Source organism: Nostoc sp. CCY0012 (assembly GCF_963920855.1).
Taxonomy (GTDB): domain Bacteria; phylum Cyanobacteriota; class Cyanobacteriia; order Cyanobacteriales; family Nostocaceae; genus Cyanocohniella.
Genome location: NZ_CAWUDM010000136.1, coordinates 1 through 13,337, shown reverse-complemented (window position 1 = coordinate 13,337; position 13,337 = coordinate 1). Strand labels below are relative to the sequence as shown.

Genomic DNA, 13,337 nt, shown 5'->3' with positions numbered 1-13,337 from the left:
AAGCTTTGCCTATTGATTGGGCAATGACGCAAAATAATCTCGCAAATGCCTACAGGGAGAGAATTAAAGGAGACAGGGCAGATAACATCGATCAGGCGATCGCTTCTTATACTGCTGCTTTAACTGTCAGAACCAGAGAAGCTTTGCCTCAACAATGGGCAGAAACGCAAAATAATCTCGGACTTGCCTACAGGGAGAGAATTAAAGGAGACAAGGCAGAGAACATCGAAATTGCCATCGCTGCTTCTACTGCTGCTTTAACTGTCAGAACCAGAGAAGCTTTGCCTATTGATTGGGCAATGACGCAAAATAATCTTGCAAATGCCTACAGAGAGAGAATTAAAGGAGACAAGGCAGAGAACATCGAAATTGCCATCGCTGCTTATACTGCTGCTTTAACTGTCAGAACCAGAGAAGCTTTGCCTATTGATTGGGCAGCAACGCAACATAATCTTGCAATTGCCTACAGAGAGAGAATCAAAGGAGACAAGGCAGAGAATATCGAAAATGCGATCAGTGCTTATACTGCTGCTTTAACCGTCATAACCAGAGAAGCTTTGCCTCAACAATGGGCAGTAACTTTGTTCGGACTGGGAATAACTTACCAAGACGCAAATAAGTTTGACTTAGCATACAGAACTTTTGAGTCTGCCATTGACACAGTAGAATCTTTACGAGAAGAAATAGTATCTGGTGAAGAAAGCAAACGCAAACAAGCGGAAAATTTTAACGAAGTTTATAGCCACATGGCAGAAGTTTGTCTGGAATTAAGCAAAGATACCGAAGCAATTGAATATGTTGAACGTAGTAAAACCCGCAATTTAGTTGAACAAATTCTTGAACGTGACTCTAAAACCATTTTCCCTCCAGAAGTATTCACTCAATTAGAAAAATACAGGGATGAAATAGCCACAGGACAAGATGAAATCCAAAATGGCAAAGCTGAAAATCCCAAAGTCCTTGCACAACATCTACAACAGTTGCGAAACCAGCGTAATAAATTGCAAAACCAATACTTACCTGTTGGTTATGGTTTTGATTTTAATTCATTCCAAGCTACGTTGAATGAGAATACAGCCATTATTGAGTGGTATATTCTGAATGATAAAATATTGGCGTTTATTGTCACCAAAACAGGAGAAGTAACAGTTTGGCAATCCCAACCAGAAGACCTAGAAGCTTTTGTAAATTGGATAAATCAATATTTACAAAACTACTACACTCAAAAAGACCAATGGCTTAATAATTTAGGAGCATTATTCCAAGAATTAGCCGCAGTTCTACACATTGATGAAATATTAACCCAGATACCAAAGCACTGTAATCAACTCATCCTAATTCCCCATAGGTTCTTGCATTTATTCCCCCTTCATGCACTGCCAGTAAATCAAAATTCTGAAAGTTCGTCTTGTCTTCTAGATTTGTTTCCTGGTGGTGTCAGCTATGCACCCAGTTGTCAACTACTGCAACAGGTACAACAGCGTAAACGTCCTGATTTTCAATCCCTGTTTGCGATTCAAAATCCTACAGGTGATTTAAACTATACAGATTTAGAAGTACAAGTTATTCAAACTTACTTTAATACTGCCAATGTCCTGAAAAAATCGGCAGCAACTCTCACAGCAATTAATGATTCTGACTTAAATACTTACCACTGCACCCACTTTAGCTGTCACGGGTATTTTAATTTAACAAACGCTGGTAAATCAGCCCTAATTTTGGCGAATGCACCTATCGCAGAAACACCAACAAAACTCGACTCCGAACGTTACCTAAATTTGCGAGTAGGGGAAACTCACGATTTAGAAAAATGCCTTACCCTAGATAAAATCTTCGCTCTCAAATTAGAAAAATGTCGCCTCGTCACGCTTTCCGCTTGCGAAACGGGATTGATTGATTTTCAAAATACAAGTGATGAATATATTGGTTTACCTAGTGCTTTTCTATTAGCAGGTAGTCCCACTGTTGTTAGTTCTCTCTGGACAGTAGATGATCTTTCCACCAGCTTTTTAATGATTAAATTCTACGAAAACTTATTCAAACTTGATAAACTGGAAGCAGGAGATATTGCCATAGCTCTTAAGCAAGCTCAAATATGGCTACGAAATCTGACTATTGAAGGATTAGACATATTTCTGGAGGAACACAAAACCCAGATTGAAAAAGTCCTTGCTCAACTAAGAGTAGGACAACGCAGCATATTTCAAGAATCTTTGAAACGAATCAAGCAACGTCAACCCCTACCTTTCGCAAATCCTTACTACTGGGCTGGATTTACAGCATCTGGACGTTAAGCACCAGATTCAGGGACTTGACAAAACTTTTTCGCACCCAGTTTAAACACCAATATACTAAGTGCAGTAGCAGTACCCAAAGGAATACCTGTACTCACTGCCAATGGTTCTATAATTGGAGCAATTAATCCTGATTCTAAAAACTCTCTGACTTCCTCTTGACAGAGGAATTGGCGACATCTTTCTAGTAAATCATTTAACGATCTATCTGCTTCCTGTGCAGTTTCCCGCATAACTAGCAGGGGAATTGCATCATCTAAATAGCCTTCACACTCTTCTATAGCATTCAAAGCCGCTAAAGCCTCTGGGCTATCTGCCAACTGGCTGCGAAACTGGCTAATTTCTTCTGGCGTAACGGTAATCATTTAATAGTTTTAACCAGTAAATATACGAAAAACTAGATAATTATACATTTAATGCGTAATTTAGCAATATAGCGATGTCTACGACAGGCTGCGCCTACTCATTCACAGTATCCATCATTTCACAGCACAGAGATGGCGAGAGGCGATCGCCATTAGCTTTGAGTTAATTATCTAATCCCATCAAGCTGCTATGTTCTGTAAATAGAGATACTGCTGAAACTCGATAAATACTTCGCGGATAGTCGCAACGCTCCCTAGTTCTTCCACAGCATCACGAACAGCATGATATTTTAACTCTAAAAGTTGGGGTAATTTAGTGCGATCAAGTTCTCCTACCCCGGCTTTGATATATTGTTCTAGGACAAAATCGAGAAATTCTTGCTGTTTGCCGATATAGCGCGAGAAAATTAACGATTTATGAGCAAGTACACGCTCTCGGCGGCTGATGGGTGGAGAGGCATAGGCGATATAAGCCAGCACATCATATAAATCACTTTTTTCGGCATCAATCAGGCGGCTAATTTCTGTGAGTTGTTCTTCGCCGTAGCCCTTCTCTGCTAATCCTTCTAATAAGGCTTGACGGGTATCAGGGCGGCTCCAAATTTTTCTTAATTGGTCTTCGTCTGTGAATAATTCAGGAATTTCACCAAACAAACGTTCCACAAATTCGGCGGCGCTCATGGGTTTACCGTCTGGACTCCAAAAGCTGGTAGACATCCGGTGCTGGAGGGTGCGTTCTTTGCCGTCAGCGAGTTTGATTTTGATGGGTTTGGGGCGTGAATCTTCTGTAGTTTCGTTTCTAGTTTGGCCTCTATCTTGGCTACTATCTGTTGTAGCAACATTGTATTTATCTAATTGCTCCCCGGTTCTGGAAATTTTGACGGTTACAGGTTCTTGGGGTTCGCCATCCCATTCAGGATCGTCGAAGCGTTCGTAGGCTTTGACAAAATCATAAATGGTGAAGTAGTCCTTCCCTTCAAATAGGCGAGTCCCGCGACCAATAATTTGTTTAAATTCAATCATCGTATTGATGGGGCGCATCAGCACGATGTTACGAACATTCCGAGCATCAACGCCAGTGGAGAGTTTGTGGGAGGTGGTGAGAATAGTAGGAATATTCTTCTCATTGTCTTGAAAGTTACTGAGGTGCTGTTCGCCTAGTTTCCCATCATCGGCGGTGACGCGGACACAGTAATTAGGGTTACTGCTAATCTTCATTTGGTTGATTAAATCCCGCACAGCTAAAGCGTGGGGTTGGTTGGCGCAAAACACCAGAGTTTTTTGATTCTGGTCGATTTCTTCCATGAACAGTTGCACTCGATAACGTTCACGCTCTGCAATTTCGATGATGCGGTTGAAGTCGGCTTCAGTGTAGGTTTTGGCTTCGTCTACTGCACCTTCGAGCAGTTCATCTTCACTGCTGTAAATATATTCATCTAGGGTAGTTTCTATCTGCCTGACTTTAAAAGGAGTAAGAAACCCGTCGTTGATGCCGTCTTTAAGCGCGTAGGTATAGACTGGCTCGCCGAAGTAGGCGTAGGTGTCTGCGTTATATTTTCGTTTAGGAGTAGCAGTCAGTCCCAGTTGTACTGCTGGGGAGAAGTATTCTAAAATGCCCCGCCAGGTGCTTTCGTCACTAGCTCCACCTCGGTGACATTCATCAATGATGATGAAGTCAAAGAAGTCAGGGGGATAGTCGCTGAATTTGGGCGTAGGATTGCCAGCGTCGTCCCGTCCAGTCATAAAAGTCTGGAAAATGGTAAAAAAGATACTGCCATTTTTGGGGACTCTACCCCGTTTTTTGATGGCTTCGGGATCAATGCGGACGAGAGCATCATCGGGGAAGGCAGAGAAAGAGTTATAGGCTTGGTTGGCTAAGATATTGCGATCGCTTAAAAACAAAATTCGCGGACGACGGGTGGGTTGTCGGCTGAGATTCCAACGGCTTTGAAAGAGTTTCCAGGCGAGTTGGAAGGCGATGAAGGTTTTACCTGTGCCAGTTGCCATTGTTAACAAAATCCGGTTTTGCCCTTGACAGATTGCTTCTAAGACGTGCTTAATGGCATTGTGTTGATAATAACGGGCTTCCCATGTGCCGCTTTTGTCTTCAAAGGGGATGGCAGCAAAGTTATCGCGCCATTCGTTGGCTTCGCTAAAGGTAACATCCCACAGTTCGTCAGGGGTAGGATATTGGTTGACGTAGCCTTCTGCACCTGTGTGCATATCTACTTGATAAAGTCCGATGCCATTTGTAGAGTAGGCGAATCGAGTCTGCAACTTTTCGGCGTATTTTTTGGCTTGTCCTAAACCTTCCGTATCTCGTAAGTCACGTTTTTTCGCTTCGATGACGGCGAGTTTTTCACCACGATAAACCAGCACATAATCGGCGATGTCTGATTGAGCGCGTCTACCGTTGCCAATTAACCGACCAGGGGCGATAACTTCGCGGCGGATGCGACTACCTTCGATAACTCCCCAGCCTGCGGCTTTGAGTGCGGGGTCAATTAGTTCGGCACGGGTTTCGGCTTCGTTCACGAGGGATTTTTTACGGCTAAATGTTCAGCTAAGGAGGTTTGAATAATTGTCTGGGGCGTTACTCCTAAACGGCTGGCTTCTTGATCAATTAATTCAATCATCCAGATGGGTAGGTCGATGCTGACTTTTTTTTGACCAGAGAGGGGTCGCTTGGCTTGAGACAGGTCAAGCATTTGGGTGATTTCTTCACCATTGTCAAATTTTTGGTCAAATTCCTTAGCTTTCATAGAGGGCAATCTCTTCTGTGCGTGATCGACGAACGGATATGATCCGAATATTTTGATCGCGGTAGGTGATAATTCCTGACCAATGTTTGTCATTTATTTTAGCAATAACTAAAAACCTTAGCTCATCTTGGGTTCTGGCGGGAATTTCTAGCAGTTTGGGATCGTTCCATAATTTTTGAGCTTCAATAAAGTCAATCCCATGTTTAGCAAGATTAGATTGGCTTTTGTTTTCGTCATATTCAAAAACGGTCATGGTTAATTGGGTTTCGGCTGCACTCAACCTGATGGTTTGTACTGCGTTTATAATGGCTCATCTTTGGAATATGGGAGTCGGCGGCGAGCAGAGGCGATCGCTTCTTGCAGTTTAGCTTGTAACACCTCTTTAGGTGGTAATACGGTGAGGTATTCGGCAACATGAATACCGCTTTTATCTAGTTCTAATAATTCGATTTGCTCTTGCTTTTTACCTGCACATAAAATGATTCCTAGCGGTGGCTGTTCGTCAGGCTCTTGGTCATATTTGGCAAGCCAGCGCAGGTACAGTTCCATTTGTCCTTTATATTCGGGTTGGAAGCTACCTAGTTTGAGGTCAATGGCTACAAGGCGTTTGAGTTTGCGGTTATAAAATAGCAGGTCAATATAAAAATCATCGTTGTCGATTTGCAAGCGTTTTTGACGGGCGATAAAGGTAAACCCTGCACCGAGTTCTAGTAAAAATTGCTCAATTTCTCTGAGGATTGCATCTTCAATGTCTTTTTCGAGATAGCGATCGCTCAATTCCAGAAAATCTAAAATATAAGGGTCTTTTAGCGATATGTTGGGCGATAGTTGTTCATCTTGGGGAAGTAAAGAGTTAATATTTGTCGTGATGGCAACGGCGGCGCGTTGTTTGGCGGTGTCAATCAGTTGACGGATTTCTTGAAATAATAGATCGTTTGGTTGTGTCAAATCATCGCTCATGCTGCAATTTCCTGTTTAGCAGTTTTTGGGGTATCTGCGGTGAGTTCGCCAGTGAATGCTTTTTGCAGGATCGATTGTTTGAGTTCGTTGAGTGCAGCGATTTTTTGGCGGTAGATGGTTTCGAGGCGTTGGGTTTTAATCGCTAATTTATCTAATTTTTTAACAATAGCTCGCTGTTCAGTTAAATTGAAAGTAGGAATTGGAGTTTCTTGGACTACTTGTTTGGTAATCTTTGGCATTGTTGAACTAGCACCCTTAGCTTTACCAGTAATGTACTTACGTGCTGTCGCTGACCGCAGAAAATAGTATATAAAACGTGTATCAGCTTTTGTATGATCTACAGTCATTTTCATGATGAGATCGGGACATATAGCTTTGGAAGGATTGCCGTCATATAGAGCTACATGGCCAACTAATTCGGGAGTATTACTTCGAGTTATCAGTAATTCACCTTTTTCTAACCAATAATGAGCTTCTTCGGTAGTAGGAGCATTTGTCAACTTTACGCGAGAACCATCATAATAAAAACCTGTAACAGCAGATAAAGTTAGGACAGGTATACCAGTATCAGCTTGAAATCTTGCTGGTGGCGACCAACCATTTCGAGGCTGTTTAGAAAGGAGAGTAGATAGTGGAATTAATTTTGGTCTCACCTCTTTCCACCTGTCGCCTTTCTGGGTGAAGATGGCGTTTAGATAGCTTTCAAATAGTTCGCGGGAGTTGGCGAGGTTTTTTTCGGTATTTGCGATCGCTCTATCAATCCCCTCAAACGCCTCATCCAAAATCACCACAATCCGCTTTTGTTCAGATAGTGGTGGGAGGTGAATTTTGAGGTTTTTGATCATGTCTAGCTTCAGAAATTTAGTACCTGCTCCAACAGATTTTAATTTAAAATCTTTTAAAGCATTTTCTACGCAAAGATAAAGATATCTATATAATATTAGTTCTTCCTGATTTATAGTTATTACATAGGTTCTTTGATAAGCATTAAATTTTCCTTTGTAATGCTTTACATTAAAATCACCTACAGCATTATTTCCTGCTAATAAAATTGCTTCACAGTCAAAGGCAAAACAGTCAATAGCAAATATTTCTCTTGAACAAGTAAAAAATGGATATTTCCCATTTTCAACAGCAGCATTCGCATTTAGCTTTCCTGTTGAAATTTTGCAAATTTCACCGAGTGTTTTAATATCCCATCCCACTGGCAATTGTCCACTATCAACTGTCAACTGCATACATTCCCTTATCAAATCTTAAATGTCCTGAAAAATAATAGTAAAGCCTTCTTGGGTAAAATGTTTATCATGAGTAAGAATTTCACAAATGCCTAATTGTTTCATAACAATCATTGAAATGCAATCAGTGAGGCTATAACCTTTATCTAGTCGGTTGGCATAGAGTTTTACACCTGATTCAATAAGGGATGAATCTACAGCAATAATTTCAACATTAGAAGCAGATTGGATTTGTTGATAAAAATTCACCACACCTTGTTTAAGGTATTGATCACTTTTACTAAAAAAATTTAGATATTCAACTAATACTAAATCGGTTGTTACCAGGGAATAATCCTTGATTGATACACTATAGGAACGTACCTTTTGATGCCATTGATCTTTGGCGTGAATGAGAGCAACCCAGTAGAAAGTATCGGCGAAGAGAATTTGCATTATTCTTGTGGAGTACCATAGAGGTAGTGATCAAGATTAGCCGCCGCATCATTAGGAAGAAGATCAAAAGATTCTTCGGGAATAGTGGCAATAATTTCATCAGCAATTTCCCAAAGAGGTTTATCCGATTGTTTCGGCTGGTTTGGAGATGGAAAATGAGAGCCGTTTTTATGTGAGAGAATAAATTCTAAACAAGATTGAAGCAAGGTTTCTGGTGCATATTCAATTTCTTGGATCAGTCGTTCTTTGAGAGTCATAGTATTAGTTATATAGAAAACTTAGTTTGTTGGTTTGCACTAAGAGATTGACCCAACCTACGGTACTACAAAAACTCGCCAATACCTTCTAAAATACTAGCACTTTCAGCATCTAGTAAGGCAATTTCATCTAAAATTTCCTGTGGTTCTCGTAACAGCGATTCCTCAGCCTTGTTCGGATTCTTCACCGACAAATCGAACGTCTCCTGATCCACATCAGCAATATCCACCAGCCAAGACTTTTCTGTTTCCGCAAACCTAGCCTGTAACTCCACAAACTCGCGCAAATCCTCATCATTCAGAGAATTGGTTTTACCCATATTCCGCCCCGGATCGAGTTGGTAATACCAAATTTTCTGAGTAGCCATTCCCTGAGTTAAAGGTTTTCCCTGAGCAAATAAAGGCGTTCCCTGAACGGAGTCAAAGGGCTTTCCTTTCTCAAAAAATAGCACCACCGTCTTCACCCCTGCCCCGATAAAAGTCCCACTCGGACAATCCAAAATCGTGTGCAGATTGCAACTACTCAAAAGCTCTTGACGCAACCCCCGCGAAGCATTATCCGAATTTGACAGGAACGTATTTTTAATTACTACCGCCGCCCTACCGCCAACTTTTAGCATTTTGATAAAATGCTGCAAAAACAGAAACGCCGTTTCCCCTGTCTTAATCGGGAAATTCTGCTGTACTTCCTTGCGTTCCTTCCCCCCAAATGGCGGATTAGCCAAGATTATATCAAAACGATTCTTGTCCTGAATATCACTGAGATTTTCCGTCAGCGTGTTGGTGTGGATAATATTCGGCGCATCAATGCCATGCAAAATCATATTCATGATGGCAATCACATACGCCAAACTTTTCTTTTCTTTACCCGTAAACGTATGTTTTTGAAGTATCTCAAGCTCTTTTGTCGTCAGCTTACCCCGACGTAAATAGTCGTAGCTCTCACACAAAAACCCAGCCGAACCACAAGCACCATCATAAATGCGATCGCCAATCTTCGGCTTTACCACCTGAATTATTGCCCGAATCAACGGACGCGGCGTGTAATACTCACCCCCATTACGCCCTGCATTGCCCATATTTTTGATTTTGGCTTCATAGAGATGCGATAGCTCGTGTTTCTCCTGTTGCGATCTAAACCGTAGCTCATCAATATATTCCAGCGCATCCCGCAAGCTGTAGCCGCTTTGAAACCTATTCTTAATCTCGCTAAAAATTTCCCCAATCTTATATTCGATTGTATCTGGACTAGTAGCCCGTTGCTTGAAACCCTGTAAATATGGGAATAACTTGCGGTTGACATAATCAATCAGATCATCGCCAATCAGCGCATTATCATGATCCAATGTACCATCCGCTTTTTTCGGTGCTGCCCAAGATGACCAGCGATGCGCCTCATCAATAATAAATTCGTATGGCTTGCCAGCCAGTTCCGCCTCTAACGCCCTTTCCTGCTCCAAATCATCCAAATACTTCAGAAACAGCAGCCAAGAGGTTTGCTCCGTGTAATCTAACTCTGTAGTACAACCCGCCTCTTTCCAGAGAACATCATCAATATTTTTAAAAGTTTGCTCAAACATTTAGCTTTACTGTGGGATTTTTAATATTCATGGCTTGGCTCAGATTTTGTACCTACAAGGTGAAATAAGCGTGCGATTGGTTAGTGATAAATCGACCGTACATAGTTACTCTTAATTTAAGATTCCCAAGTCCAGATTGAATTTCCCAATTGATGTAGGTTTAACCCAGATTTCTCACAAAGACTGAGAAAACAAAGGTCAATTACTGCCAGACTTCATATTTTACAAGTATTCCAGCAGTTTTAAGCATAGCCCCTTAACTCCCCTACGACTTTCCATCAGCAGGGGAATCTTTTTTTTGCAACCAATCTCTAATCGCCTCCTCCAAAGCCGCAGTCTGCGTCAATTCCAGACGCGCACAGGCAATTTCAAACGCGATTTTTAAGTCTTTAGGGAGTCTCCCCCGAACTTCTCTAGTTTCTTCTGCCATCCTAATTTGAAGCCAAAGCTTGCGGCTTTCATTTTTGCACAGCCTCTCAGGAAAAACACATTTGCGGTATCGCGCTATTACGTCATTGCGCTATAATGTAGTAAGCAAAAAAACAATTAACAACCCTGTCAGTTTTACCGAAACCACAAAGCTGAGGACACCATGAGCGTTATTACAATTCAATGTCGCCTGGTTGCTGAAGAAGAAACCCTCCGTCAACTGTGGGAACTGATGGCAGAAAAAAATACACCACTTATAAATGAATTATTGGCACAGGTAGGAAAACACCCAGAATTTGAAACCTGGCTAGATAAAGGCAGAATCCCTACTGGATTACTCAAAACACTTGTTAACTCCTTCAAAACTCAAGAGCGTTTTGCAGTTCAACCTGGACGCTTTTACACAAGTGCGATCGCTCTAGTAGATTATGTATATAAATCTTGGTTCGCTTTGCAAAAACGAAGAAAGCGCCAAATAGAAGGGAAAGAACGTTGGCTCAAAATTCTCAAAAGTGATCTTGAACTCGAACAAGAAAGCCAGTGTAGCTTAGATGTAATTCGTACTAAAGCCACCGAACTTCTTAGCAAATTTACTACTCAGTCCGAGCAGAATAACAACCAGAGAAAGGAAAAAAAATCTAAAAAATCTTCACTTTTCCAAATACTTATTAACACTTACGAAGAAACACAAGATCCTCTTACTCGTTGCGCCTTAGTATTCCTCTTAAAAAATAACTGTCAAATCAGTGAACTCAACGAAGACCCAGAAGAATTTACTAGAAATAAACGCAAAAAGGAAATAGAAATTGAGCGATTAAAAGACCAACTCCAAAGCCGTTTACCTAAAGGTAGAGACTTGACAGGAGAAGAGTGGCTAGAAACTTTAGAAATGGCTACAGCCAATGTACCTCAAAATGAAAATGAGACAAAAGCTTGGCAAGCAGCACTTTTAAGAAAAACTGCTAATGTTCCTTTTCCAGTAGCTTACGAATCTAACGAAGATATGACATGGTTAAAAAATGACAAAGGTCGTCTCTTTGTTCGATTCAATGGCTTGGGGAAACTTACGTTTGAAATTTACTGCGATAAGCGTCATTTACACTACTTTCAACGCTTTCTAGAAGATCAAGAAATTAAACGTAATAGTAAAAACAAATACTCAAGCAGTTTGTTTACGCTGCGTTCAGGAAGGCTTGCTTGGTCGCCAGGAAAAGAAAAAGGTGAACCCTGGAAAGTAAATCAACTGCATCTTTACTGTACTTTAGATACTCGGATGTGGACTACTGAAGGCACTCAACAGGTAGTCGATGAGAAAAGCACAAAAATAACCGAAACTTTAACAAAAGCGAAACAGAAAGAAGACCTCAATGATAAACAGCAAGCTTTTATCACTCGTCAGCAATCCACGCTAGATAGGATTAATAACCCTTTCCCTCGTCCCAGCAAGCCTAACTATCAAGGTCAACCCTCAATCTTAGTTGGTGTTAGTTTTGGTCTAGAAAAGCCAGTAACACTAGCTGTAGTGGATGTTGTTAAAAATGAAGTTCTAGCTTATCGCAGCGTCAAACAACTGCTTGGCAAACACTACAACCTTCTTAATCGCCAGCGACAACAACAGCAACGCCTATCTCACGAACGTCATAAAGCTCAGAAACAGAATGCGCCCAACTCCTTTGGAGAATCAGAGTTAGGGCAATATGTGGATAGATTATTGGCTGATGCAATTGTGGCGATCGCCAAAACTTATCAAGCAGGTAGCATAGTTGTCCCAAAACTCCCTGATATGCGGGAGCAAATCAGTAGTGAAATCCAATCCAGAGCAGAGAAAAAATGTCCTGGCTACAAAGAAGGTCAACAAGAATATGCCAAACAATACCGCATAAGCGTTCATAGCTGGAGTTATGGACGATTAATTGAAAGTATTCAATGCAAAGCTGCAAAAGCCGGAATTTCTACGGAAATTGGTACACAGCCAATCAGAGGCAGTCCAGAAGACAAAGCGCGAGGTTTAGCTCTCTTTGCTTACCAAGAACGCCAAGCCGCTTTAGTTTAATTTACCCATCCGAACCTTGAAAATATAATATAGATATAACAGCGCCGCAGTTCATGCTCTTTGGAGCCAATGTACTGTGAAAAATCTGGGTTAGTTTGGCGGTTGGAAGACCGTCATGCTTTCTGACCCTGGTAGCTGCCCGCTTCTGATGCTGCTATCTGTAGAATTCTATAGATAGGATAGGTGCGCTCCCAGCAATAAGGAGTAAGGCTTTAGCTGTAGCCGTTATTCATAACGGTGTGGATTACCACAGTGGTGGCTACTGAATCACCCCCTTCGTCGGGGGAACCCTCCTAAATATTTTTTTGGCAAACCATAAGCGGGGGCAAAAACCCAGGGGGTCTGCCAAAACATGGAATCCCTTGTCCAGTATTGATTTGACTCATTTGAGTATTAATGAATGTCCTCACTTGAGAGCAGAAAAAGCAGGTATTTAAACAGGTTTGCCAAAATCGCATCTGGAAACCTGTATTGGCAAGGGTCTAGACGGGCGCGGTTTCAACAACCATCCCGACTAGGGGTGGGTTGAAAGGCTTTGCTGAATTAAGGGATTTGTTGTAGCTAGAGTTTCAACAACCATCCCGACTAGGGGTGGGTTGAAAGAGCGTCATTATCTGAGCATAGGTTGGGCAGATAATTATTTCAACAAGCATTCTGGCTAAGGGTCGGTTGAAATAACTAGGGTTTGCTGAATAAGTACCCAAAGCGAACCTAGATGCCACACAGTGCGAAAAATGGTGGTTTGGGAGATTGGTTTCCAAATTCACCCCCTGATTTTCCATAGAAATGCAAGGATTTTGAGGCTCTAAATGCCATAACCTTGCACTTTTTTATTTCCAAAATCCGCGAAACCCTTATTGAGAAGCGGTTCTAGCTTTACTCAGCAAGCCCTAACTAGAGTGGGTTGATCCCCTTAACGGGTGACAAGGCAGTTGAAGATGAGATGTGGCAACAATTTGAGAAA

General features: G+C 41.6%; 12 protein-coding genes. 2 read left to right on the top strand and 10 right to left on the bottom strand.

What is annotated here, in order from left to right; all coding sequences use genetic code 11:
* Positions 1-2,294 (top strand): CHAT domain-containing protein (locus tag ACM0OS_RS25615; protein WP_414545997.1); only part of this gene is annotated, 2,294 nt, incomplete at its 5' end.
* On the opposite strand, the gene ACM0OS_RS25610 is transcribed toward ACM0OS_RS25615, so the two are convergent.
* The 10 genes from ACM0OS_RS25610 to ACM0OS_RS25565 all read right to left on the bottom strand — a co-directional run bounded on the left by ACM0OS_RS25610 (position 2,291) and on the right by ACM0OS_RS25565 (position 10,321).
* Positions 2,291-2,659, bottom strand: coding sequence for a hypothetical protein (locus tag ACM0OS_RS25610; protein WP_414545996.1), 369 nt, complete (start codon positions 2,657-2,659; stop codon positions 2,291-2,293). The two genes, ACM0OS_RS25615 and ACM0OS_RS25610, sit on opposite strands and share 4 nt — an antisense overlap.
* A 180-nt stretch (positions 2,660-2,839) precedes the next feature.
* Positions 2,840-5,194: an EcoAI/FtnUII family type I restriction enzme subunit R gene (gene hsdR / locus ACM0OS_RS25605; protein WP_414545995.1), complete on the bottom strand. Its 2,355-nt coding sequence runs from the start codon at positions 5,192-5,194 to the stop codon at positions 2,840-2,842.
* The gene (gene brnA / locus ACM0OS_RS25600; RefSeq protein ID WP_414545994.1) at positions 5,191-5,421 is read right to left on the bottom strand and encodes a type II toxin-antitoxin system BrnA family antitoxin; all 231 of its coding nucleotides are present in this window, start codon (positions 5,419-5,421) and stop codon (positions 5,191-5,193) included. Before brnA ends, hsdR begins: the two co-directional genes overlap by 4 nt.
* Positions 5,411-5,701: a BrnT family toxin gene (locus ACM0OS_RS25595; protein ID WP_414545993.1), complete on the bottom strand. Its 291-nt coding sequence runs from the start codon at positions 5,699-5,701 to the stop codon at positions 5,411-5,413. Before ACM0OS_RS25595 ends, brnA begins: the two co-directional genes overlap by 11 nt.
* Positions 5,702-5,721: 20 nt before the next feature.
* Positions 5,722-6,381 carry a PDDEXK nuclease domain-containing protein gene (locus tag ACM0OS_RS25590; protein WP_414545992.1) on the bottom strand — a complete coding sequence of 220 codons (660 nt, stop codon included), beginning with the start codon at positions 6,379-6,381 and terminating at the stop codon, positions 5,722-5,724.
* Complete coding sequence (locus ACM0OS_RS25585; protein WP_414545991.1) at positions 6,378-7,619, bottom strand: restriction endonuclease subunit S; 1,242 nt, start codon at positions 7,617-7,619, stop codon at positions 6,378-6,380. The genes ACM0OS_RS25590 and ACM0OS_RS25585 overlap by 4 nt, the downstream gene beginning before the upstream one ends.
* 18 nt (positions 7,620-7,637) lie before the next feature.
* A complete protein-coding gene (locus ACM0OS_RS25580) occupies positions 7,638-8,054 on the bottom strand; it encodes a type II toxin-antitoxin system VapC family toxin (RefSeq protein WP_414545990.1) in 417 nt (138 codons plus the stop codon).
* Positions 8,054-8,311, bottom strand: a complete 258-nt coding sequence (locus ACM0OS_RS25575; protein WP_414545989.1) for a hypothetical protein — start codon at positions 8,309-8,311, stop codon at positions 8,054-8,056. Before ACM0OS_RS25575 ends, ACM0OS_RS25580 begins: the two co-directional genes overlap by 1 nt.
* A 65-nt stretch (positions 8,312-8,376) precedes the next feature.
* Positions 8,377-9,891 (bottom strand): N-6 DNA methylase, encoded by a 1,515-nt coding sequence (locus ACM0OS_RS25570; RefSeq protein ID WP_414545988.1) that lies wholly within the window; start codon positions 9,889-9,891, stop codon positions 8,377-8,379.
* Positions 9,892-10,156: 265 nt separating this feature from the next.
* Positions 10,157-10,321 (bottom strand): hypothetical protein, encoded by a 165-nt coding sequence (locus ACM0OS_RS25565; protein ID WP_190748148.1) that lies wholly within the window; start codon positions 10,319-10,321, stop codon positions 10,157-10,159.
* A 162-nt stretch (positions 10,322-10,483) separates the two neighbouring features.
* Between ACM0OS_RS25565 and cas12k the strand changes: the two genes are divergently transcribed.
* The gene (cas12k, locus tag ACM0OS_RS25560; RefSeq protein WP_414545987.1) at positions 10,484-12,373 is read left to right on the top strand and encodes a type V CRISPR-associated protein Cas12k; all 1,890 of its coding nucleotides are present in this window, start codon (positions 10,484-10,486) and stop codon (positions 12,371-12,373) included.
* Positions 12,374-13,337: the final 964 nt, after the last annotated feature.